The organism is uncultured Campylobacter sp., assembly GCF_947255105.1.
In the GTDB taxonomy this organism is placed as follows: Bacteria; Campylobacterota; Campylobacteria; order Campylobacterales; family Campylobacteraceae; genus Campylobacter_B.
This window is the reverse complement of record NZ_CAMYFP010000001.1, coordinates 180,074-204,547: the sequence shown is the minus strand read 5'-3', so window position 1 is coordinate 204,547 and position 24,474 is coordinate 180,074. Positions and strand designations below refer to the sequence as shown.

Sequence of the window (24,474 nt, the reverse complement as noted above, 5' to 3'; positions counted from 1 at the left end):
AGATGAAAGAGATATTTTTAAATCCAAATGTTCTTGCTTGCATTTTAGCCTATCTTATTGGCGCTATCCCTTTTGGACTGCTTTTAGTTAAGCAGTTTGCAAAGATAGATATCAGACAAGAGGGTAGCAAAAGTATCGGTGCGACAAATGTTTTAAGAGTGCTAAAACAGCAAAACAACAAAATGGCAAAAAAACTAGCAATCGCCACCATAGCGCTTGATGGACTAAAAGGTTTTCTTCCTGTGCTAATTACAAAGCTTATGGGCTTTTCATTTGATACTCAACTAAGCGTTGCTCTCTTTGCAGTTGTTGGTCACTGCTTTAGTCCCTATCTTAAATTTCATGGTGGCAAAGGCGTTGCAACGGGCGCTGGAGCGTTGCTGCTATTTTTGCCAATAGAGCTTGCAATAGCTCTAGCTGTTTGGTTTATCGTGGGAAAAGTCCTTAAAATCTCAAGTCTTGCCTCGCTTTTGGCAGTTGCCGCTCTGCTTATCTCGATGTTTTTACTCAATCCCGATAACCTCTCTATAAAGGCGCCAGTTTGCATAATAACCTTTATAATAGTCTATAAACACACTCCAAATATTATCAGGCTTTTTAAGGGCAAAGAGAGCAAAGTTATATGACAACTATCTTTATAAAAGAGCTTAAATTTCAAACGATTATAGGCATTTTAGAGCATGAAAGACAGAATAAACAAGAGATTTCTTTAGATATCAAGCTAAGAGCCGATGAGTTTATAGACTACACTCAAGTTATCTATGAAACTAAGGCACTTTTTGAGAGCGAAGAGTTTTTTTATGTTGAAGATGCCCTAAATTTCTTTAAGGTATTTTTCAAAAAAAGATTTAAAACTCTTAAATTTCTTAAGATGAAAATCACCAAAGAAAAGATAGTTGCCGATGCCAAAGTTGGGGCGATTTTAAAATGGCACTACTGAAATGTTTGTAATCATTCTTAAATTATGTTAAAATATGTCCGTTTTTAATATAAATTTACAAGGAAGTGTAAGATGAGGATTTTGATAGTAGAGGATGAAGTAACTCTAAACAAGACTATAACAGAGGGGCTTACAGAGTTTGGATATCAAACAGATAGTTCAGAAAGCTTTGCAGATGCTCAATATTATATAGATATTAGAAATTATGATTTAGTTTTGGCAGATTGGATGTTGCCTGATGGTAGCGGACTAGATCTTATAAATATAGTGAAAGATAAATTACCAAGAACAGCTGTTGTTATAGTCTCTGCAAAAGATGATAAAGAGAGTGAAATCAAAGCCTTAAAAGCGGGTGCTGATGACTACATCAGAAAACCATTTGACTTTGAGATACTTATCGCAAGAATAGAAGCTAGACTTAGATTTGGCGGGACAAATGTCATAAAAATAGATGATTTGATTATAGATCCAGATGAGGAAAAGATTACCTATAAAGGCAAAGAGGTAGAGCTTAAGGGAAAACCATTTGAAGTTCTTACTCATCTTGCAAGACATAGTGATCAAATAGTTAGCAAAGAGCAGCTTTTAGATGCCATATGGGAAGAGCCTGAGCTTGTAACTCCAAATGTTATCGAAGTTGCTATCAATCAAATCCGCCAAAAGATGGATAAACCGCTAGGAATTTCTACTATAGAGACAGTAAGAAGACGCGGATATAGATTTTGTTTTCCCAAAAAAGCTTAAGAGTTAAATTTGTTATACAATTAGCATCTGCATCTGCGATGCTAATTTTAATTTTTTCTGTGATGCTTTATCGCTATATAAAAATCACAGTATTTGAAACTTCATCACAAACTCTACTTATAGAGGCGAGTCATATCGCAAAGAGCATTCAAAATGGAGTTGATATCTACCAAAATAGCAATAACAACAGTGAATTTATCATAAAAATAGAGCCAAATTTAGACGGCATAAAAAAGCCAAAATATACAAAAGAGCAACTAGATGAAAGAAGTTTTCTAACTCTTAAATATCCATTAGAAGACAGCAGCAAAATTCTTATTCTAAAGACCGAAACTACCATTTATACCAACATTGTTAAACAAATTCTTGCTGATATCATCATCATGAATGTAACGATGATATTTTTGATACTTTTTTATGCAATGCTACTATCACGCACTCTTCTCATACCTATAAAAACACTGAGCAACAAACTTGCTAGTCTAAATGAAAAAGTTCTTCTAAACATTGATGAAAAGGATATTGAGCTTGAGTTTAGGCCACTTGCTATCGGTATAAATAGGCTTATTGATAGGATAAAAACCTTTATTATGTATCAAAAAGAGCTCTTTATTGGCATCGCGCATGAGCTAAAAACTCCTTTGGCTGTGATGAAGACAAAAAACGAAGTTACACTTCTAAAAAGACGAGATACACAAAAATATATCGAAGCGCTAGAAAAAAATATAGAAACTATTGATGAGATGAATAAAGCCATAACCTCAATCCTAAAAGTAGGCAGGCAAGAGAGCGCACAATTTGAAAAAGCAATCAAAAAAGAGATGGTTAGCTACATAGAAGAGCTGGTTCAAAACTTTGCAATTTTGGCCAAAAATGAGGATAAATTTATCATCACAAAGCTAAGTCCTAGCAAAATTTATCTAACAATCCAACCTACTCTTTTTTTGCATATCATACAAAACTTCGTTCAAAACGCTATTAAATTTTCACCAAAAGGCTCATCAATTACCATCAAATCCTACATAAAAAATAGCGAGTTTATAATTGAAGTTTTAGATGAAGGGTGCGGGCTAAAAGAGAATATCGACATCTATGCGCCTTTTAAAAAGGATCTTGGAAGCGGTGGCGTTGGGCTAGGGCTTTTTTTGGCAAAAGGGGCAGCTCAAGCGATGAATGCAACTATCTTAGTTGAAAATAGAGAGGTAAGAGGAGTTGTTGCAACTCTTAAATTGCCTATTAGCAAAAACAAAAAGAAAGACAATATTTAAGGTTCATAATGAGTAAAAGAGTAGCGATTATCGACCTTGGCTCAAATTCCGTAAGAATGGCGATTTTCGAAAGAACTAGCAGACTAGGATTTTTTACAGTTGGTGAGTTTAAGATAAATGTTAAGCTTGGCGAGGGTGCCTACGAAAATGGCGGTCTTTTGCAAGAAAGTGCTATGCAAAATAGCTATGAGGCCTTTTTGGAGTTTAAAAAACTTATAAAGAGATATCAAGTAAGAAAGGTCATGGCAGTTGGAACATCGGCTCTTAGAGATGCACCAAACAAAGATGAGTTTTTGAAACGCATAAGGACTTTGGGTATCGGTCTTAGGGTGATTGATGGTAACAAAGAGGCCTATTATGATGGTGTTGCCACACTCAATCTTTTGCCACCTTTGCAAGATGCTATCTGTGTTGATATTGGCGGTGGCTCTACTGAGTTAGTCCATATCAAAGATGGCAAGATAGAGGAGGTTTGCTCCTTAAATTTAGGAACTGTTAGGATAAAAGAGCTATTTTTTGATAAAAATGAGTTTAAAAAAGTTGATAAATTTATCGATAGCGAACTTGCAAAAGTCCCATTACACTTCAAAGGTCAAACTGTCATTGCCATCGGTGGAAGTCTTAGAGCCATCTCAAATGCCATAGTAGAAAAGAGCAACTACCCCATCAAAATCCTGCATGGCTTTAAATATGACTTTGAGAAAAACAGAGAGTTTATAACTGCTCTATCAAATGCCAAAATAAAAGATCTAGCCAACTTCTGTATCAAAAAAGAGCGTTTTGATACCATAAGAGAGGGGGCAATGATCTTTAATAAAACAGCCTCTTTAGTTGGTGCAAAGGAGATTTATACTAGTGGCGTTGGCGTTAGAGAGGGGCTTTTTCTCTGTAGTCTAATGCCTCGCAATCCCAAATTTCCAAAGGGTTTTAGCCCTAGTTTAAAAAGTTTGCTTGATAGATTTGGTATAGACGAAACGGCAAATCTTAGCAAGATTACAAGAGCCCTTTTTAAAGAACTTCTACCTATCCATAAGCTAGATAGCGCCTACTCTTTTGAGCTTGGAGTTGCTGCTAGACTTTGTCACATCGGCAATAAAATTGGCTACTATGCCACTCACAATCACACCGCTTATATCATCTTAAATGCTCTTAACTACGGCTTTACTCATGAACAAAAAGCACTAATTGCAATGATAGTAGAGCTACATGGCAAAAAAGCTATCAATGAAGAGAGGTATAAGATGTTTGGCACTCTGCTACCTAGCAAAGAGACTATCGTTTGGCTAAGTCACCTGCTAGAGGTGGCAAAGGTGCTTGATATGTGTAATGAAAAAAATATCAAATTTAAACTACAAGACGCAACTCTTTTAGTAGATGGTATCAAACAACATACATATATAAAAGAGTCATTAAGAAAAATCTCAAAGCCGCAAGACTACATCATCTCTTTTGTCTAATAAAGCCTTTATAAAAGCCAAATTTACGCCTTTTTTTGCGTAAATTTGACAAATTTGTGGCTATTTAGCCATTTTTCTTTGCAAAATCACTCATAAATGAGGTGAGTGCCTCTACATCTTCATATGTAACAGCGTTGTAGATAGAGGCTCTTATGCCGCCAACCGATCTATGTCCTTTTAAGCCTATCATATTATTTTTAAGCGACTCTTCTATAAATTTAGCCTCAAGCTCTTTGTTGGCGAGATTGAAGACAACATTCATCTTTGATCTAGAATCAGCCCTTGCATGACCTATATAAAACTCACTCATCTCATCAATGCTCTTATAAAGAAGTTTTGATTTTTTGTCGTTGTATCTCTCTATCTCTTTCAATCCGCCAAATTTCTCTATCCACTCAAGTGTAAGTCCAAGCATATAGATACCAAAGGTATTTGGAGTATTTACCATAGAATTTGCCTGAATTTGTGGCATATATCTAAGCATAGTTGGTAGGTTGCTCTTGTCTCTTTGCTCTGCTAGCTCTTTTCTTATGATAACTAGCACAACTCCCGATGGACCGCCGTTTTTTTGGATACCACCATAAAAAAGTCCAATATTGCCAAAATCAATAGGTCTTGAAAAAAGATCGCTTGAGCTATCTACTATAAGAGGGCACTTTGTCTTTGGAAGCTCCCTGTATTGTGTGCCGTAAATTGTGTTGTTAGAACAGATATATCCATAGTCTGCATCATCGCTAAATTTAAACTTAGGAATGTAACTATAACCATCCTCTTTGCTACTTGCGATTACTTCGTGCTTTATACCTAAAATCTCAGCCTCTTTTATCGCTTTTTTAGTCCAAGCACCAGTATCTACATATTGTGCAACTCCGCCATTTGTCATATTCATAGGAATTTGTGCAAACTGCAAGCTAGCACCACCTTGCAAAAACAAAATCTCAAACTCATCTGTCAATGAGTAGAGCCTTTTTACTCTCATCTTAACGCTATTTATCACCTCATCAAAGGCTTTTGAACGGTGTGAAAGCTCGATTATTGAGCAGCCATTGCCATTAAAATCCAAAAACTCATCTCTTGCTTTTTGCAAAACCTCCAAAGGTATTGCGCCAGGTCCTGCGTTGAAATTTCTAACTCTCATTATCTCTCCTTACTCTATGATTGCTTTTTTTACTGCTGTTTTTGAAACTAACTCTATGCTATCGCCACTACTTAGCATCGATATATCGCAAATTTTACCACCTTTTAGGACATTTACTAAATTTGAAACACTATCTAATTGATGTTTTTTTTCATTTAAAACTAGCTCTTTTCTCTTTAAAAGTTCGCTAAATTTCATAAATTTAAGCTCCAAATCTCGCTTCAGGCTCTCTTTTCTTGCTACTATTTTTTGGTTAAATAGCTCTATTGTAGAGGTTGGATCATGTCTGTTTAGCCGCTCTTTTAGAAGTGCTAGAGTATTTTTGTTGTTTGTTAGGATAGCTAAGATATAGCTTTTAAGCGCACTCTCTTTTGTGTCTAAATCTTGCATAATTGTCTCAAAATGTGGCAAAATATCGACTATTGAGGCTGTTGGAGTGGAGCTTCTGTGGTCACTTACAAAATCAACTATCGTCCAGTCATCTTCATGCCCAACTCCAGTAACTATCGGAGTTTTAGCAAAGGCTATTGCTCTTGCCAAAGACTCATCATTAAAAGCTCTCAGATCCTCTTTGCTACCGCCGCCCCTTGCTATGATGATGACATCATAACCAGCTAAATCGATCTTTGAAAGAATAGCCATAATAGAGCTTGGCGCCTCATTTCCCTGCATCAAAGAGTTATAAACATCGATTTTGCAAAGTTGCCATCTCTTGGATGCTGTTTTTTTCAAATCCTCATAGGCTGAAGAGGTTGTGCTAGTGATGATAGCTATGCGGTTTGGAAACTTGGGAATTGGCTTTTTATTTTCAAAAAGTCCCTCATCTTCTAGCTTTTTCTTAAGCTCTCTAAACTCTCTTTCTATCTCGCCCTCACCATCTGCTCGCATAGACTTTACATTTAGTTGATATCGCCCCGTTTTGGCATATAGATCAACTGTTGCACCAACTATCACACTATCGCCTATCTCTGGTATCTTGGCAACATTTTTATTTAGAAAATAAAACATCACAGCATCTATGCTATTTTGCTCCTCATCAACAAGAGTAAAATACCAATGTTTGCTTGAATGCTTTGTAAATTTGCTCACCTCGCCTCTTACTTCGACAAGTGAAAAAGTGCTATTTAGTAGAGCTTTTGCCTGTTCGTTTAGCTCTCCAACAGACAAAATCATATATTTTTTACCTTTTTTGCAAGAAATAGAGTTGAGATATCAAAGCTATAGCCCTTTACCAACTCAAGCTCAAAACCGCACTCCTTTAGCTCATCACAAAAGCTATCTTTATCTAGAAAATTATCTATTGAGTTTGGAAGATACTCATATGCAGCTCTATTTTTAGAGATAAAAGCACCTACTCTTGGGACAATATTTTTTAGATAAAACTCTCTAAATTTAGAGATAAAGCTCTTTTTATCATTTTTGGCAAACTCTAAAACTACAAGATGACCGCCATTTTTTAAAACTCTATTAAACTCTCTTAATGACTCTTTTCGCTTTGGAATATTTCTTATGCCATAACTAATGCTTAATATATCGGCAATCCCACTACCAAGCGTTGTATTATCTGCCAAAGCCTCTATAAATTTAAACTGCGGAAACTTCTTTTTTGCAACTTCAAGCATTCCGCTACTTGGATCGACCCCAACTAAACTTACAATCTCTTTATCAAATTTAGCCGCCATCTCTTGCCAAACCCCCATCATATCGCCCGTTCCGCAAGCTATGTCTGCTATACTTATCTCTTTTTGTGCAGTCTTTTTATAGACAATTTTGCAAGCACTTCTTCTCCAAGCCAAATCCACACCCAAACTCATAGCCCTATTTGCTCTATCATAAGTTGGAGCAATCTGGTTAAACATTGAGACTATCTTTTCCTCTTTTTCCACAATTTTCCTTATTTATAATTTCTAAGCAACAAGTAGAGGCTGTCTAGTTTATGCTCGATTTGCTGCTGTTTTATCCTATCTTTTATATCAAATTCCTTAACAAGTTGCTCGACATCGCTATTTTTAATCTCTAAAAACTTCTTAAAAGCTCTATTTAGCTTTTCTATAAGCCTTTGCTCTCTTTTTTCATAATAGATACCGCCAAACTCATCAAAAATCTCGCAAAGTGGCGCCAACCCTATCAAAAAGTTATCCAAATCATTCTCTTTTAAATTTTCAGAGAGATTATAACTCTTTTTTGCTATCTCTTCAGAGATAAAATACTTAAGTGAGAGATCATTTTTTGCATAAAAATGGCTCTTATCTTTTATCACAACATCGATAGTATCTTTATCTTTAGCCAAGATAAAGCTCTCTTTGTCGATATCTTCTAAAAACTCTCGCATACTCTCTTGCAAAAAAAAGCCAAATTTAAAAAGCACTCTTTGAAAAAGAGCAAAATCGATATCTTCACAACTTCTCTTTAAAACTTCTCTAAAATAATCATACGAACTACTTGCTACAAATCCGCCCTCTTTATCTACTCTTGCAAACTTGCAAAGCTCTTTGTCGCTAAAATCCTCTAACTTGCTAAAGTGCTCTTTTAGGTAATCATTCTCCTCTTTTGAGCTTATAATGGTTAAATTTCTTTGTGGTTTTTTATAGATATCAACACTAAAAACATGACCATCTAAATTTATAAGATGGGTTGTCTTTATTACCAATGAGCCAACTCTTTTTTTGGGTTCGAACTGCTCTTTTAAAATGTGCTCTTTTTTACCCTCTTTTTCTAAAAAATAGTCATCATTTTTTTTGATGTAGCACTCATCTGCTATAGAATAGAGCTTTATCTCATCAGAGGTTAGCCATCTGGCATTGCAAATCAGCTCTTTTAAACTCTCTTCATCTACTATAAATTTATCCATTTTAGCCCTCTTTACACTTTTTACAAGAAGCTGTAGATAAAACTACATGCAACCTCTCTACCTTTTCGTTTAGTCTCTCTTCAATCTTTTCTTTGCACAAATCCAAAAGCTCATCGTCTAGATCTACAATCTCTTTGCAATTGCTACAAACTGAGTGGATATGCGGCTTATCAAATATATCAAATCTGGACTTTTCATTTTTAATCTCTATCTTTGTTACAATATCTTTTTCTATAAGAAGATTTAAATTTTTATAAAGCGTTGCAAGTGAGAGTTTTGGCTCTTTTTGTTTGATTTTGGCATAGAGATCATCAATAGTAGGATGAGTGTGAAGCAGCAACTCTTCAAGTATAAAAAGTCGTTGCTTTGTCGCCTTAAGACCGCTTTGTTTTAGGAGCTTTGTAAGCATTGCTTAACTCTTTCTTTCATACTTTGGATATCGATATTTAGATATTTTTTGACCTCTTTTGTATCGCCATGCGGTATAAAAATATCCTCTATCTCAAAACTTACAATAGAAACGTCAATTATGTTACTCTCTTGCAAAAATCCACTAAGAATCTCGCCTATACCGCCCTTTTTAACCGACTCACTAAAGATAAACCATCTTTTGCTTTTTTTGGCTAAATTTATAAGAAACTCTTTATCTAGCGGCTTTGCAAAGACCAAATCTACCAAATTTGGAACTATATTGTCAGCTTTTAAAAGCTCTTTTACAAGATATGCCTCGCCTACGCTGTTGCCATAGCCTATAAAAGTGATATCTGAGCTGTTATCTTCAAGCATGGTAGTTTTTAACTCTACTTTACTAAACTCATTTTCAAGCACAAAGCTACCTCTTGGATATCTAATAGCCAAAGGTTTGTCAAATTTATAAGCAAGCTCCAACATCGCCTCAAAAGTTTTCCTATCTCTTGGTGCAATAAGAGTTAAATTTGGTATGGCATTTAGAAAGCTTATATCAAAAACTCCCTCATGTGTCTCGCCATCCTCGCCAACAATTCCGCCTCTATCCATACAAAAGACAACTGGCAAACTCATAATGGCACAATCATGAATAACTTGGTCATAGGCTCTTTGCAAAAATGTAGAGTAAATCGCAATATAGGGCTTAAAGCCCTCTTTTGCCATAGCAGCCATTGAAGTTACTGCGTGTTGCTCTGCAATGGCAACATCCCAAAATCTATCTGGAAATTTCTCTATAAGCTTGTCAAGTCCCGTTCCCGTTGGCATAGCTGCTGTAACGCCTACGATATTGTCATATCTTTGCGCTAGCTCCAAAAGCTTTGTAGAAAATATCGCTGTCGCACTTGGTTTGTCTGACTTTTTAACAAATTTGCCACTTTGCAAATCAAATGGTCCAACTCCATGCCAATTGGCAAGATAGCCCTCCGCCTTTTCATAGCCTTTGCCTTTGAGAGTTTGAGCATGTATCAAAACTGGCTTTTTTATCTGCTTTGCTATCTGGAAGGTCTCTATAAGCTCTTTGATATTGTGACCATTGACAGGACCTATATACTCAAGTCCTAACTCTTCAAAAAGCATCCCTGGAATTATGAGCTTAAAACTCCCTTCAACTCTTTTAGCCATATAGCTAGCACTTGCTGGTAGCTTTTCCAAAAAGCCACTAACACCTTTTTTAAAGCTCTGATAGCCTTTACTTGCCATCGCTTTGGAAAGATACTTGCTAAGTGCGCCTATTGGCTTTGAGATGGACATTTCATTGTCATTTAGGATGATAACACAGGGATATTTTCTATCGCCTAGCTCATTTAACGCCTCATATGCAAGACCTGCACTCATCGAACCATCGCCTATCAAAACTACTGGAAGCCTATCTTCGTTTTTTAGCTTGATGGCTTTTGCAGCTCCAACTGCCAAAGAGATGGAAGTTGAGCTATGTCCAGCTATAAAGTAATCATACTCGCTCTCGCTTGGTTTGGTATAGCCACTAATTCCGCCAAATTTTCTAAGTGAGCTAAAGCTATCCCAACGACCGCTTAAGAGCTTGTGTGCATAACTTTGGTGACTTACATCAAAGATAAATGGATCTTTTTTTACATCAAAAACATAGTGCATAGCAACTATTAACTCGACAGCTCCTATATTTGAACTAAGATGACCGCCGTTTTTGCTAACAACTTCTAAAATACGCTCTCTAATCTCTTGACAAAGCTCTTTTAGCTCTTCTATGTTTTTGCCTTTTATATCCACTTTCTACTCTTTTTAAATAATCTAAATACTATCAAACTAATATAAATTTAAACCTAAAGTAGCTCATCTAAAAGTCCCAAAACTCTATCATTTTGGCTCTTTGTCCCTATCGTTATCCTAAAAGCATCAAGCCCATAACTCTTTAGATCTCTTAATATCACTCCACTTTTTAAAAGCTCGTTGCAAATGTTGCTTGAGTTTTTGTGATAAAAAGTTATAAAGTTGGTGTAGCTATCTGTAAATTTAAGCCCCTTTTTTATGGCAAACTCTTCATATCTTTTCATCTCTTTGAGATTATTTTTAAGAGTCTTTTTGCTCTGCTTTTTGTCTTGTAGCGCCGCTGTTGCTGCGATTAGACTAAGAGTTGTCACATTAAATGGCGCTCTTACTTTCATAAGAGTTGAGATAATCTCCTCTTTGCTAAGCGCGTAACCTATCCTCATGCCACCAAGTCCATAAAGCTTGGAAAATGTTCCAAGATAGATGGTGTTTGGATATTTGCTAATGAGCTCTTTTGGACAGAGCGCTCTGTTTTTGTCTTTGTAGCTTGCAAACTCATTATAAGCGCCATCTATGACAACCAAGGTCTCATCATCTATCTTATCCAAAAAATCATAAAGCTCTTTTGTGCGGACGCATTCGCCAAGCGGGTTGTTTGGAATGCATAAAAAGATAATTGCAATCTCCTCTTTTTTCTCTTTGTAAATTTGTAAAAACTCATCTAAGTCATGCTCTTTTGACTCTGTTTTAAAGACTTTTGCACCTATTTGCTTGGCGTAAATTTCATACATCGCAAAAGTTACACCAGCGGTTAAAATACCTTTGTGCCTGTTCGCCTTTGCATGGACACAAAACTCAATAATCTCATCGCTTCCCTGTCCTATGATGATGTTTTTTAATTCGAGCTCATACTTTTTAGCCAATGCCGCTTTTAACTCGCTCATACTATCATCTGGATAAAGACTTGCAAATTTGGCCCCTTTTTTGATGGCTTTTATCGCTTTTTTACCGGCACCATAAGGGTTTTCGTTACTTGCAAGTTTTATTATCTCATCTTTTTTTATGCCAAACTCTTTTACTACTAGTTCTATTGGTTTGCCCGCTTCATATGTCTTTATTTTGTCTAATGTCTCATTAAATTTCATCACTTCTCTCCATTTAGATAGCTTCCAAGCCACTTTATATCATGGCCACTTCTTTGGGCAAGATCAAGCACTCTTTTTACATGCTCATCATCAATATGTCCCTCAAAATCTATATAAAAATTTGTCTTAAATTCCCTATTTTTTATCGGCCTGCTCTCAAGTTTGGTTAAGTTTATATTCTCATTTCTAAACATCAAAAGAAGCTCCACCAAACCGCCTGGCCTATGGTCTGTTTTGGCAAGTATGGTTGTTTTGCTATTTTGACTTAGGCTATTTTTAAAGTCACTTAGCACAAAAAAGCGCGTTTTATTTGCACTGTTGTCCTCAATAGTCTCAAACATTATAGGAACATTGTAAAGCTTGGCTGCTATTTGAGAGCAAATTGCAGCGCTATTGTCTATCTTAGCCGCCATTTTGGCTGCAAGTGCAGTTGATTTGGTAGGGATAAACTCAATCTCACTAAGTCCGTGATCTTCTAAAAAATTCAAGCACTGGTTGTAGCCTTGCGGATGAGAGTAGATCTTTTTTATATCGTTGATATTTTCATATCTGCTAACAAATGAGTGGTGAATATCCATATAAATTTCAGCCACTATCTTTACATTGTCATATTTGCCAAGTGAGTCAAGTGTCGCGCCAACGGCACCTTCGGTATTGTTTTCTATGGGGACTACGCCATATTTTGCCTCGCCATTTTCAATCTCTTTAAAAACAGCTTCAATAGTTGCTAGCGGACTATATGAGCTAATAGCGCCAAATCTAGCTCTTGCAGCCTGATGAGTATATGTTCCAAGAGGTCCTAGAAACGCTACTTTTTGTGGCTTTTCTAAATTTCTAGAGACTGAAAATATCTCAAAAAAAATCGCCTCAATAGCCTTTTTGTTGAGATCTCCAAGTCCAAGCTCAACCAAGCGGTTGATAATGGCCCTCTCTCTTTCTGGTCTATAAATGGTGCTGTTGCTTGACTGCTTTAGCTCGCCAATGCTCTTTACATAGACCATACGCTCCTTTAAGAGTTGCAAAATATCAGCATCAATCTTATCAATTCCGCCTCTTAAGTCGTCAATGTTTTTCAAAACAGCCTCCCTCCAAACAACAAAGCTCATTTTTAATCAGGTCATCAAAACTCTCTCTTTTCCTAATCAAAAAGTCTTTGCCGTCTTTTATACCAACTTCAGCCACTCTAGCTCTTGAGTTGTAGTTGCTACTCATTGTAAATCCATAAGCGCCCGCACCCTTTACCAAAAGCAAGTCGCCGCCATTAAGATGTGACAACTCTATATCTTTGCCCAAAAAATCGCCACTTTCACAAATTGGACCAACAACATCGCACAAAGAGCTATCGCCGCCTTTTAGTGACTCAATCTTGTGATATGCACCATAAAGACTAGGGCGGATAAGGTCATTCATCGCTCCATCAACTATGACAAACCTCTTCTGTTCGTTTTGTTTCTCATACAAAACCTTTGTAAGAAAAACTCCCGCATTTGCGCAGATATAGCGACCAATCTCTGCAACAATTGTAATATCCTTGCCATTAAGCGCTGCTAAAATTCCTTGCGCATAAGAGTAGAGATCTGGCTCAACCTCATCTTTATATCTAACTCCAAGCCCACCACCAACATCAAAAAACTTAAGCTCTATATCGATACTTTTTAGACTACTTACCAAATTTGAGACAACTTTTGCAGCATCTATTATCGGTGTAGTATCTAGGATTTGGCTACCTATATGAAAATGGATACCAATTGGGTTTAGATAATCGCTCTTTTTAGCATAGATATAGAGTTCTTTTGCGCTCTCTATAGAGACTCCAAATTTATCCTTGCTAAGTCCGGTTGTGATGTAGGGATGAGTTTTGGCATCTATGTTTGGATTGACTCTAACACTCATATTTGCAACAACTCCAAGCTCTTTTGCAACCACTTCAACTCTTTTAAGCTCTGCAAAACTCTCTACATTTATCATAAGTATCTTAGCCTTAAGCGCCTCTTTTATCTCAAAATCGCTCTTTCCAACGCCTGAAAAGATGATCTTATAAGGTTTTGCACCAACCAAAAGCGCCCTTTTTATCTCATTTAAACTAACACAGTCAAAACCTGCGCCACTCATTGCAAGCTCTTTTAAAACGGTTAAATTTGAGTTTGCTTTAAGCGCAAAACAGATAAGCGATTTTCTTGCAAAAAACTGCTCTTTTATCTTTAGATATCTACTCTTTATCTCATCTATATCATAGATATAGAGCGGTGTTTCATACTTTGAAGCAAGTTTTTTATAATCCATTTTTGTCCTTAATAAATTTAAATATTTTTAACATAAAGATATCCTCCATATCCACCAAGCAAGACAATAGGAGCTATTATGCCAACTTCTGGATAGATCACTCCATTAAAGGCAAATCTAGCAAGCAAGAAAAGTACTCCCCAAAGTAGCAAGGCAACCAAAACAAAGAGAAAACTAACAATTGCCAAGTTAAAAAAGCGGCCCGTTACTGGCAAAAAATAGTAGAGGATTAGCACCATAAATGGGGCAAATAATGGAAAAAATATGAGGTTATAAAGCACTGCTTTTATTGACCTTACATTTACTCCCTCTTTGTCAAAAGTGGCAATTACTTTTAGAGCGTCTTTTATTGAGTAGTTATTTACAGATCTAGCAAATTGTCCGATTATCTTTGGATCAAAATCACTTAGCGTGGCTGCTTGCTCTTGCTTTATCACCTCATATCCATCTTTGCCAAGCTCTAAATTTTTGTTAAAACTAATCTCTTTTAACTCTTTTAAATGCCACTTTTCTCCATCATAAAAGCCAGCTTTTGCCTCCTTAAGAGAGCTTATATTTCCATCTAGTTTGCTAAAAATCTTTATATTTGAGACATGTTTCTTGCTAGGATCTAGCCTACCTATGTAGATGTAGTCATCTTGATATTTCAAAAGCAAAGAGCTTGATGGCTTTGAGAATATATTTAGGTTTGTAACATTTTTTTGATATTCTCTAGCATAGGCGAAATTTGTCTGATTGAGAGCTATGTAAAAAAGCGTGATAACAAGTGCCGTTAAAAAAGGGGGCAATATTACGCTATTTTTATCAACTCCAAGCGCATAGAAGCTTACCAATTCGTTATTTCTAATCATATTAAATTTGACTATTATCAAGGCCAAAATAAGGCTGATAGTCAAGGTATAGTTTATCGCATCAAGCGCTGTAAAAATGATGTATAGCACCTTTGTGTTGGCGCCTTGTGGAAGCTTGTTTAGGTTGGTTAAAAGATCAATTCCTACGTAAAAAAACTCCAATGATAAAAAAACTATAAAAAAAAATTTAATGTAGAGATAGGCTATATATCTAGCATAAAGTCTCACTGCTAAAGCCTTTTTTTATAGTCCATTTGTTAGAAGCACTCTTTAAATCGCTTTTAATAAGCTCCTTTACTCCATTTTTTGCAGCAGTCAAAAACTCCCCTAAGTGACCTCTCTCTTGCTCGTTAAAAGTACCCAAGACATAGTTTGAAACTGACTGTTTTAAAAGTGGTTTTGAGATGCCAAGTCGCACTCTTTCATAATCAGCTCCTATCATCTCATCTATTGATTTGAGCCCGTTGTGTCCTGCGTTGCTTCCGCCAAATTTAAATCTTATAGCGCCAAAGTTAAGATCTAGGTCATCATGCACTACAACAACTCTCTCTGGTTTGTAAAACTTAACTGCCTCATAGAGTGAAAGTCCGCTTAGATTCATAAAAGTAAGTGGTTTTAAAAGCAAGGTCGTGCCCTTTTTGTAGAGCTCTCCTTTAAATTTAGATGAGCCAACGAAGGCAAAATCGCCCTCTTTTAAGAGCTCATCAATTAGCATAAAGCCAATGTTGTGCCTTGTGTTTATATAGTTAGGTCCTGGATTGCCAAGACCTGCAACTAATATCATCAAAAATTCCTATTTGGCTGTAAGAACCCCGACTAAGGCAACATCTGGTTTGTCAAGTAGTTTTACACCTTTTGGAACCTCTACATCTCTAACCAACAAAGAGTCTGCAACATCAAGATTTGTTACATCTAGCACAAACTCATTTGGAAGATCTTTTCCTTTGCATTGAACTGGTAGTCTTCTTTTGGATTGAACTAAAATTCCTCTATTTTTTAGTCCGATAGCGCTTCCTGTTATAGTAATTGGCACAAAATATCTTGCCAAAACATCATCATGAACAACACGTAAATCAACGTGAGTTAGCTCGTTTGTGACAGGGTGCTTTTGATACTCTTCAACAACCACTTTATAAACGCTATCTCCAACCTTTACATCAAATGCAAGAGTCTCTTTAGCTCTTACAGCTTTGATAAACTCATTTGTTTTAAAAGCTGCATAGACGTTATCAACTCCCTTTGCATAGATATTAGCTATTAGATAACCATCTCTTTTCAAAGCTTTTGCAGCTTTTTTGCCGATACTCTCTCTAACAATTCCTTCTAACATCTCTTTCCTTTACAATAAAATAATCTGTCATTATATATAAGTTTAAATAAATTTAGCTTTAAGAGAGCCACCATAAAGTGAAATTTAGAAATTTAAGGCTCAAATTCAGACAAAATCGCTTAAATTTAAGCTTTTTTAACCAAATTTAAATCACTAAAATTTAGCCTCTTAAACTCATCTGCATATTGTAAGGCATTGTCGATACATTCAAGCCAAAACTCCTTTTGTTTTATGTCTTTCTTAAAATGTTTCTCTATCACAAAATCAACACTATTTGAACCGCAATCCCTCAAAAATGCCTTATAAATATCGATAAAACCACTAGAGTTTTGCCTAAATTTGGCGATTAGAAATTGTGATATAAGATAGCCGATAGTATAAGGATAGTTGTAAATATATTGATCTGTTTTATAAAAATGTAGTTTAAAATATGGCAAAAAGCTCTCATAATCGCTAGTGCAATCGCCATACCATTTTTCCCACGCACTTTTTAACATCTCACCTATTTGCTGTGGCGTTACAATGCCATTTTTTCTAGCCTCGATAAAAGAAATTTCAAAATCATATCGCACAGAGATGTGAAGCATAAAATTTGCCGCTGCTTTTAACTCTTGCCACAAAATATCAAATTTCAAGGCGCTATCTTTACTATTTTTTAGAAGATAGTTTCGCAAAACTGCCTCATTAAATGTGCTAGCACTCTCTGCCAAGCTCATTGGAAACTCCGTTTGCAATGTCGGCATATCGCGCATAATCCAATAGTGCCACGCATGACCTAGCTCGTGGGCTTGTTGGATAAAGTGGGCAAAAGTACCTAAATACGAAGAAAAGATTCGTGGCTGTTTAAACTCATTAAATCTTATATAAAATGCCCCGCCTGCTTTGTTTTCACGAACATCGGCTTCTATCCAACGTTTTTCTAGCATTGTATGAATAAACTGCGGGATTTCCTTGCCAACTTCGCCAAGAGCATCACAAATAAGTTTAATTGCCTCATCATAAGGAATGGAGCTTTTCTCGCTAAATGGCGATGGAGCAAGCAAATCACAAGCTCTCATCTTATTGCCACCCAAATATTTTGCTCTAAGCCCTACACACTCTCTAATGCCATCAAGTCTATCTTTAAGAGCTTCAAACATCGCATTTACCGCCATTTGACTAACTCTATTTTGCTCAAAACTTGCACGATACAAATCAATTCCAGCACTTTGAAACTGATTTAACCTAAAAGCGTGAAGCAAATTTAGCAAATCTGTATAAAGTGGAGCAAATTTTTCATAATGTTTTTTTAGCTCATCAAAAATATTTTTTCGCAAAACCTCATCGCTGCTACCTTTTAAGATGCCAACGCATTTTGAAAGATTGTATGAGTTAGTAGCGCCACTTTTATCGCTAGTTTTTATAAGTAAAAAATTGTTTAAATGTCTAAAAAGCCCATATAATGGCACAAAATTGCTACTAGATAACTTTTCGTATAGAGATTTTTCGCTGCTTGGAAGCTGATTTATCCAGCTATTTTTATACTCTTTGTAGAAAAATTCCCACCTCTTTACCTCATCTTTTTGCCAAATTTCATCATCTTTTGACAAAGCGTCCATTTTCTTAAATATCATCTCTTTAATTTGGCTAAGTTTTGATAAATTTGCTGAAATTTCTGCCTCAAAAATGAGCGCTCTTTCATCTAATGTATTGTCGCTTGACTTGCAACGACAAAATGAAAGAAGCGAACTTGCGATGTCAAAACCACCTTCATAAAGTGCAATAAGTTCGCACAAATTTAAGTTTTTTGCAGCTGCAATTTCATTAACTATACTTTTTAACTTTTCCAAAGAGAGCTTAAATTTTTCGTTATCAAAATCGACATAGCTATCGTCAAATTGCCAACGTGGTAAATTTTGCATATTTTTTCCTTTATAAAGCTAGTAAAAATACAAATATATGATGACTTATCAAGCCCAAAATCGCAGGCACGCTGCACCTTTTTACAAGTGCAAAAGGATTTACTTTAAGCATTCCAGCAATTGCCACAACAACCCCAGCAATAGGCGAAAGCGGACGAGCGATTGTAGAGGCTTGATGCATTGGAAGCACAAGCATTACCGAGCTAACACCTAATTTTCCTGCGATACTTGGAACCATCTCTACAAGTGGATAAAAACTAGCGCCATTTGAGCCAGCAACAATAGTAACAAGCGTTGTAATGACAACAAAAAGCACTGACATTCCAAATCCGCCAAATCCAAGCGTGTTGGCTAAATTTACAATAGCATCTATCATTCCAAGTGCCTTAAATCCCTCAGCAAACACGCCAGCTGCTATGATTAGCACGACAACGCCACTTAAAGCACGTCCCATGGATTGGAAAAAGAGCTTCAAGCCATCTGCTATTGGAGCAAAGCTAAATTTATGTCTAAAAGTATCGCAAATCATAGCAATAACGACCGATAAAATTATAATAGCTGAGATGTCAAGCTTGATTGAGCTAATGCAATATTTTGAAAAAACAACAACCAAAATCATTGGCAAAAATGGCAAAATAGCATAAATTTTAGGTGCTACCTCTTTTGGTGTCTCAACCTCGCCATCAAATTCCAAACTCTCTCCGACGTGATTTTTACAGACCCAGCCCTCTTTTTTATCAAGATACATATTCCAAAAGACAAGCGCTATACCCATAACGATAATTGTAGGAATTGCAGCTGGGATTTTATACAAAAATACATAATCAAGTATCGATAGCCCTGTTGCTTTTGCAGAAGCCGCAGTTGAACCGCCAATTAGCACCATTGACGCAGCACCTGACATAGCACAAATTGAGCCAATTGTTAGTTTGTTTAGTCCAAGAGATGCCAAAATTGGACCAAGAAGTGCCAAACAAAGCACACCAAGCCCAGCCGCACTAGTAATAACCATGCTAATTAATTTTGCTATAAGAAATGCTATAAAAATCATAATATATGGATTTTTTAACGCCTTCAATCGCTTTGTGACAATGGCGACAAATGCGTTGTTTGCGCCAATATGTGTCATATATGAGGCAAAACCAACCATAAGCATGATGATTAAACCAAGATTTGCCAAGCGATTTGAGAACATATACCTAATAAATTCGATGATGTTTAGGTAGTCATTTCCTGTTGGCAACGCTTTTTTTGGCATAAATGAGCCAGTTTCCAACAAAACTGAACATACCAGCATAAAAACACCAGCTAAAAACAGAGTTAGCGGAGCGTATTTTCCCTTAAGTATCGCCCAACCAACGAGAAACAAAACCACTGTTGCGATTACAATTCCAAACATAAAAATCCTTTTTGAACTAAAATTTAAATGGATAATTTTTGGATTATACACCTTTTTTGAGTCAAAGTTGGATGGATTGTTTTCAAATTTTGATGAAATTTGAGAAATTTTTTGTTTTTATCTATAAATTTAAAGTTTTAGAAATGTGATAAATTTAAACTTTTATCTTTAAATTTGAATTCTTTTCTCTTTGAAAGGTTGTTGATTGTCATAAAAGAGTTTAAGTTTGGCGCAAAGAAAAACTTCACGCCAAAAATAGACTAAAATCTATATCCCACTTGCAAATCGCCCTTGATACCCTTATATGAGTTCGTATCGATAAATGCAGTTATGCCATATCGCAAAAAGAGACCATTTGTGAAGTTTTCAATCCCGCTTGCGTAGAGATTGAAGCTAAAACTTGGCTCATTTGTTTTGTATGAGATGAGCTTTTGAGCGTTTGTTAAGGTCAAATCAACATCTTTTTGAGTGTGAAAAACAGCTCTTTGGGCTGTTAAAGTAGCACTATAAAAGCCACTTTCCTTTTGCCAAATCATCTGCCCGCCAACTCCAAAGTCAAGACTTAGATCATTTGCCCCTTTTTGCCTATACTCTCCAGCACAAAATTCATCCATCTTATTGGCATTTATCCTTGCTAAAACTAGCGGCTTGAAACTCTTGTGACCAAATTTATAAAGCGTCTCAAAAAATAGAGTCTTGCCTTTTTGTCTGCCTGTTACCTCTGCTATCGTTTTATCACCACTAAGTGATGAAAAACTAAGCTCATTTTGCAACTCTCCATCACTTAAAATAGCATTTGAGTAGAGCGAAACGGAGTAAATTTGGGGTTTAAATTTCATCTCGTCTGATGAAAGCGTGGCAGTTGAAGCACTTGCAATGATACCAAGCAAAAAGTCATCAAAGATATTTTTATCATAGCCAATGCTTATAGTCTGAAGGTTAAATTTCGCCTCTTTGTCTGTGAAGTGGCTACTTGCGGCATTTGTAAAGACTCTATTTTGTGGCTCATTGCTTTGGGCTGAGCTATTTTGCTCGCCACCTTTTGCTCTGCCAAAGCGGTTTTCATCTATGCGAAGAGAAATTTGCTGTTTTTGTAAAAGCGGCAATATCTTAAACACCAACTCATCGCTCTTTGCTAGAGTTTCAAAATCTCTATTTATCCTTTCCAATCTTTCATTAAGTTTGTCATAACTGCTCTCATTTACCGCCTTTTCAATGCTCTCATCGTTTTTGTTATGTTGCAACAAAAGTTCAAGTAGCGGCGAGTTGGCTCTGTTTTTTAGATGTGGATTTAACTCTTCAAAGTTCCTTGGATCTTGCTTTCTAAACAAAACTAAATATCTGTTATTTTCAAACTTGCCTTGCGCATAAAAGTTGTTGTTTGTGCCATTTAAATTGAGTTTTACTTGAGAATTTGCGCCATTTAGATTGCGGGCTTGAAAAATCTCATAAAACTTATCAAACTGCAAGTTTGCGTTATCCCGCTTTACGATGTTTGCAAAATCCACATTGACTTTGGCGCCATTTTGAAGTGTTAGATCTTTTGCAAAATTAAAGGCTAGCATATCCTTTTTTAGGGCTTCATCTTTGTTGGTGGTAGTGCCAAGATTTTTGCCGACATTTTTTAGTGTAAAATTCTCACTCACAATAAGGTTGCTTTGAGTCAAATTTAAGCCCTCGTTTGCGTCAAATTTAGCTCTTTTAACCTCTGCCTTTGAACTCTCATCGCTTGATAGAGTGGCACTTTGGTTGAAATTTAGCTCATCAATTTGTAGAGTGGAGCTGTTTTTTAAGGCAACATTTTGGCTATTTGAAAGTGCAGCTATTTGGGCGTTGCTTTGGTTTAAATTTAAGCTAGAAAATGCAACATTTCTGCCAATATTTGCATTGTTGATGTTGTTTAGTTCAAGCGTGGTAGCAACAATACTTGAGTTTTCATCGACATTTAAATTTAGCCCATCGCTTATGTTAAGTGTTTTAGCACTAAATTTGGTTGAGTTTGCAAGAGTTAGGTTTAAATTCTTAGCTTTTAGCTCTTGCACTGCTACTTCGGCTCTATCTTTTAAAACGATATTTGAACTATCAGTTAAAGTTAAATTTCTAGCTTCTAGGCTTGAGTTTTCGCCATTTAAACTAATCTTTGCTTTTGCTAACTCTATATCGCCAGCTGTCTTTAGAGCTGAGCCTTTGTCAATGACAATATCGCTTTTGTTTGTGCTTTGAAGTGAATTTGCCTTAAAATTGCTTGAGTTTGTAAGAGTGAAATTTAAATCTTTTGCCACAAAATCGCCATCTGATTTTAACTCGCCACTATCTAAAAACACCTTGGCGCTCTTTTCAAAACTCATTTTTGTGGCTTTTAGAGCCGAGTTACGCACCACAATTTCGCCATTTTCGCCGCTGTTTGAGTAGTCGTTGACATCTACATTTGAGCCATTTAAAAGAGTTAAGTTGTGGTTGGGCGCTAAAGTGATTGAGTTTGAGCCTAAATTTTGGAGTGAGCCTAAATTAAAAGTTGAGCTGTCAAAAACAAGCCCCTTTTGCACTTCAAGTTTAGAGGCTCCATCAAGTGTAACCTTTCCGTTTAAATCTGAAAGCTCTCTTATCACTAAATTTTCTATTTGTGCAGTTGAGCCTTGAAAATTGAGATGGTTTTCTCTATTTAAAGTAAGATATTTTGCACTTAAAGTTGCGCCGCCCAAAAGCTCTAAATTTGGCGCAAAGTTGCTAAATTGCGAGTCTATTTTGCCACCATCTGCAACAATTGTGCCACTATATGAGCTGTTTTCATAACTCTCATCATCCTTTAAATCGCCACTTTTTACAACTTGAGAGTAGCCAAATCCACCGCCCCAGATGTTTTTGGTGTCGCTCTCATCGATAAAGTGCTTTGCGCCAAAGTTGATTTGTGAGTTGTTGGTTGCGTTAATATCGGCTTTTAGCTTGGCTGCTTTGCCAAGTGTAAGAGTTGAGTTTGTAAGTTTTATGCCACCATTTATGCTGAAATTTCGCTCATCCCAATCAGGCTGGTGTAAATTTGATGGCTTTCTTAGATCCATATAATCAGCCATTGCTTTTTTTGTGGCACTTTCGGCGGTTTTGATTTTAGCAACAGTCTCATCATTACTAAGCGTTGCATGGGCTGTTGGGTGGCCTTGCAAAACGATGTTTGAATTGTTGGCTTCTAACTTGCCTTTGATGTTGATATCGCCATCAAAAATAAGGCTTTTATCCGTTTTGGTGTCACTTTTGGTGATAAGATTTAGGTTTTCGCCAATAGATGCATGAATGATAGTATCGGCTTTTTTGGTAGTTTTTTCGTTGTCTGCGCTGTAGCCAAAGCCATCAATCTCTAAGTTTGCTAAATTTATATTTGAGTTTGTAACAATGGCTCTATTATCGTTTGCAGCAATTGTATTTAAGTGCAAAGAGTTGCCATTTAGATCAAATTTACCGCCATTTTTACCAAAATAAAAGCCCATTTCTTTGGCGGAGTTTTGTGACAAAGTGTAGGAGTTCGTGCTATTTTTTGTAGCGCCAATTGCCTCACCTCTGCCCTCTTTTAGCACCACACTAGCTCGCCCGCTTGTGATATAAATGCCCTCAAATGCCTTTTTATCGCTATCAAGCTCTACTTTGCCCTCGCCAACTTTAAGATAACCAAGATTTTCTTTTGCTGTTGGTGTGTAGGCAGTTTTTACGATAAGCGTTCCAGCACCGACCTTATGCAAACTCTCGCCGCTTTTATTTCTCAAAGCCCACTCAACAGTGACATTTTTACCAATATCAAGTCCAGAGCCATCGAAAAGATAGCCGTTTTCATTTATAAATTTATATGTAGTAGACGAATTTGCGTCAGAAAAGACAAAGCCACCAGCATAGCCGCTTATATTTCGGTAAATGTTTCCTTTAACCTCAATAGTTCCACCACCACTAAAAACTATATCTTTGTTTTGAGTAAAACTCTCATCATCTATCAAGCCACTATTGTTCATTGTGTAGTTTTGGCTTTGGTTTAATGCGATATTTTGCTCAAAGTTTTTGCGGTAATCATCCAAGTCTTTTTGTGATACATAAGAAATTTTTGCTTCATTTAATCCTAAATGCTCTAAGCTTTGTGAAACAACGCCTAGCAAAAGCCATTTTTTGTTATTGCTATCATATGCATAAATGCCACTTCCACTATCGCCGTTAGTGATACGGTTATTAAACTTTTCATCTGGTGCATAGTTAAAGACAATTCCACGACTATCGCCTGTTTGGCAATCGTCGCAAGTTACAAGGTCGCCATATTTTATCGCTTCGTAGTTAAGCGTTCCAAAGCCGCCACCTTTTGATTGCCCACTTTGTGAGCTGTTTGTTTGCATAAGGCTTTTTTGGGCATTTCGTAGCTTAATAACTCCGCTACCTGCTTGATATAGATAGAGGTTGCCATCACTATCTTTTAACTTATCAAGCTCGCTTTTAAACTTCTCTAAATTTGTCGCTTCATTTTGCTGGCTGGATGAAGTTGTGGTATTTGTAGTATCTAGCATATCCACTTCGCCCTCAACAATATATTTGTTTAAGCGAAGAAACTTACTATCTCTTCCATAGGGCTTTGAAATGCCATTTATATTGCCAACATTTTGGTTTGCTATGTTGTAGTCACTAAGCCCAAATTTGCGAAGCTCGGCTATATCTATCGGGCTACTTACGTGATTGGCTGTTGCTACAAATCCGCGTCCAACATGAGTTAATGAGCCATAATTGCTAGAGGCGCTAAAACTAGGTGCGTTTGGGAACTTTAACTTTGTGCCGTCTTTGCCAGTTAGTTCTAATCCGCCATTTTTAAATATGCCTTTGTTTTGTCCAAAGTCCAAAAAATCTCTATAATAAAAGTTGCTTATATCGATATTTTGGGCGCTTGCAATGCAACAGGCAAAACTTATTGACAGTGATAAGTTTTTCATG

The 24,474-nt window shown here is 36.4% G+C and carries 20 protein-coding genes; 5 read left to right on the top strand and 15 right to left on the bottom strand.

What is annotated here, in order from left to right:
- Nucleotides 1–2: 2 nt before the first annotated feature.
- The 5 genes from plsY (at nt 3) to Q0X52_RS01075 (ending at nt 4,409) form a co-directional block, all read left to right on the top strand.
- Nucleotides 3–626, top strand: coding sequence for a glycerol-3-phosphate 1-O-acyltransferase PlsY (plsY, locus tag Q0X52_RS01095; protein WP_297573717.1), 624 nt, complete (start codon nt 3–5; stop codon nt 624–626).
- Entirely contained in the window at nt 623–940 is a 318-nt protein-coding gene (locus Q0X52_RS01090; protein ID WP_297573714.1) for a dihydroneopterin aldolase, read from the top strand. Before plsY ends, Q0X52_RS01090 begins: the two co-directional genes overlap by 4 nt.
- A 72-nt stretch (nt 941–1,012) precedes the next feature.
- The gene (hsrA, locus tag Q0X52_RS01085) at nt 1,013–1,684 is read left to right on the top strand and encodes a homeostatic response regulator transcription factor HsrA (protein WP_297573711.1); all 672 of its coding nucleotides are present in this window, start codon (nt 1,013–1,015) and stop codon (nt 1,682–1,684) included.
- A 38-nt stretch (nt 1,685–1,722) separates the two neighbouring features.
- Nucleotides 1,723–2,952 carry a HAMP domain-containing sensor histidine kinase gene (locus Q0X52_RS01080; protein ID WP_297573709.1) on the top strand — a complete coding sequence of 410 codons (1,230 nt, stop codon included), beginning with the start codon at nt 1,723–1,725 and terminating at the stop codon, nt 2,950–2,952.
- A gap of 8 nt (nt 2,953–2,960) precedes the next feature.
- Complete coding sequence (locus tag Q0X52_RS01075) at nt 2,961–4,409, top strand: Ppx/GppA phosphatase family protein (protein WP_297573707.1); 1,449 nt, start codon at nt 2,961–2,963, stop codon at nt 4,407–4,409.
- A gap of 64 nt (nt 4,410–4,473) precedes the next feature.
- Here the strand turns inward: Q0X52_RS01075 and serC are convergent, their stop codons facing one another.
- From serC to Q0X52_RS01000, 15 genes are all read right to left on the bottom strand, one after another.
- Nucleotides 4,474–5,547 carry a 3-phosphoserine/phosphohydroxythreonine transaminase gene (gene serC, locus Q0X52_RS01070; RefSeq protein WP_297573705.1) on the bottom strand — a complete coding sequence of 358 codons (1,074 nt, stop codon included), beginning with the start codon at nt 5,545–5,547 and terminating at the stop codon, nt 4,474–4,476.
- A gap of 9 nt (nt 5,548–5,556) precedes the next feature.
- Nucleotides 5,557–6,720 (bottom strand): exodeoxyribonuclease VII large subunit, encoded by a 1,164-nt coding sequence (gene xseA, locus Q0X52_RS01065; RefSeq protein WP_297573702.1) that lies wholly within the window; start codon nt 6,718–6,720, stop codon nt 5,557–5,559.
- The gene (gene ubiE, locus Q0X52_RS01060) at nt 6,717–7,433 is read right to left on the bottom strand and encodes a bifunctional demethylmenaquinone methyltransferase/2-methoxy-6-polyprenyl-1,4-benzoquinol methylase UbiE (protein WP_297573699.1); all 717 of its coding nucleotides are present in this window, start codon (nt 7,431–7,433) and stop codon (nt 6,717–6,719) included. The genes xseA and ubiE overlap by 4 nt, the downstream gene beginning before the upstream one ends.
- 8 nt (nt 7,434–7,441) lie before the next feature.
- Nucleotides 7,442–8,398, bottom strand: a complete 957-nt coding sequence (locus tag Q0X52_RS01055; protein WP_297573696.1) for a hypothetical protein — start codon at nt 8,396–8,398, stop codon at nt 7,442–7,444.
- A 1-nt stretch (nt 8,399) separates the two neighbouring features.
- Nucleotides 8,400–8,807 carry a Fur family transcriptional regulator gene (locus Q0X52_RS01050; RefSeq protein ID WP_297573693.1) on the bottom strand — a complete coding sequence of 136 codons (408 nt, stop codon included), beginning with the start codon at nt 8,805–8,807 and terminating at the stop codon, nt 8,400–8,402.
- On the bottom strand, nt 8,789–10,612 hold the full coding sequence (gene dxs / locus Q0X52_RS01045; RefSeq protein WP_297573691.1) for a 1-deoxy-D-xylulose-5-phosphate synthase: 1,824 nt from the start codon (nt 10,610–10,612) through the stop codon (nt 8,789–8,791). Before dxs ends, Q0X52_RS01050 begins: the two co-directional genes overlap by 19 nt.
- A 53-nt stretch (nt 10,613–10,665) precedes the next feature.
- Nucleotides 10,666–11,757: a histidinol-phosphate transaminase gene (gene hisC, locus Q0X52_RS01040; protein WP_297573688.1), complete on the bottom strand. Its 1,092-nt coding sequence runs from the start codon at nt 11,755–11,757 to the stop codon at nt 10,666–10,668.
- On the bottom strand, nt 11,757–12,863 hold the full coding sequence (gene pheA, locus Q0X52_RS01035) for a prephenate dehydratase (protein WP_297573686.1): 1,107 nt from the start codon (nt 12,861–12,863) through the stop codon (nt 11,757–11,759). Before pheA ends, hisC begins: the two co-directional genes overlap by 1 nt.
- Nucleotides 12,820–14,040, bottom strand: coding sequence for a diaminopimelate decarboxylase (gene lysA / locus Q0X52_RS01030; protein WP_297573684.1), 1,221 nt, complete (start codon nt 14,038–14,040; stop codon nt 12,820–12,822). Before lysA ends, pheA begins: the two co-directional genes overlap by 44 nt.
- Before the next feature lie 17 nt (nt 14,041–14,057).
- Nucleotides 14,058–15,119, bottom strand: coding sequence for an LptF/LptG family permease (locus tag Q0X52_RS01025; protein WP_297573681.1), 1,062 nt, complete (start codon nt 15,117–15,119; stop codon nt 14,058–14,060).
- Nucleotides 15,103–15,675, bottom strand: a complete 573-nt coding sequence (gene pth, locus Q0X52_RS01020; RefSeq protein ID WP_297573677.1) for an aminoacyl-tRNA hydrolase — start codon at nt 15,673–15,675, stop codon at nt 15,103–15,105. Before pth ends, Q0X52_RS01025 begins: the two co-directional genes overlap by 17 nt.
- A gap of 9 nt (nt 15,676–15,684) precedes the next feature.
- Nucleotides 15,685–16,221, bottom strand: a complete 537-nt coding sequence (locus Q0X52_RS01015) for a 50S ribosomal protein L25/general stress protein Ctc (RefSeq protein WP_297573674.1) — start codon at nt 16,219–16,221, stop codon at nt 15,685–15,687.
- A gap of 125 nt (nt 16,222–16,346) precedes the next feature.
- Nucleotides 16,347–18,122 carry a M3 family metallopeptidase gene (locus Q0X52_RS01010; RefSeq protein WP_297573671.1) on the bottom strand — a complete coding sequence of 592 codons (1,776 nt, stop codon included), beginning with the start codon at nt 18,120–18,122 and terminating at the stop codon, nt 16,347–16,349.
- A 10-nt stretch (nt 18,123–18,132) separates the two neighbouring features.
- Nucleotides 18,133–19,521: a C4-dicarboxylate transporter DcuC gene (dcuC, locus tag Q0X52_RS01005; RefSeq protein WP_297573669.1), complete on the bottom strand. Its 1,389-nt coding sequence runs from the start codon at nt 19,519–19,521 to the stop codon at nt 18,133–18,135.
- 260 nt (nt 19,522–19,781) lie between these two features.
- Complete coding sequence (locus tag Q0X52_RS01000) at nt 19,782–24,473, bottom strand: S6 family peptidase (protein ID WP_297573666.1); 4,692 nt, start codon at nt 24,471–24,473, stop codon at nt 19,782–19,784.
- Nucleotide 24,474 lies beyond the last annotated feature (1 nt).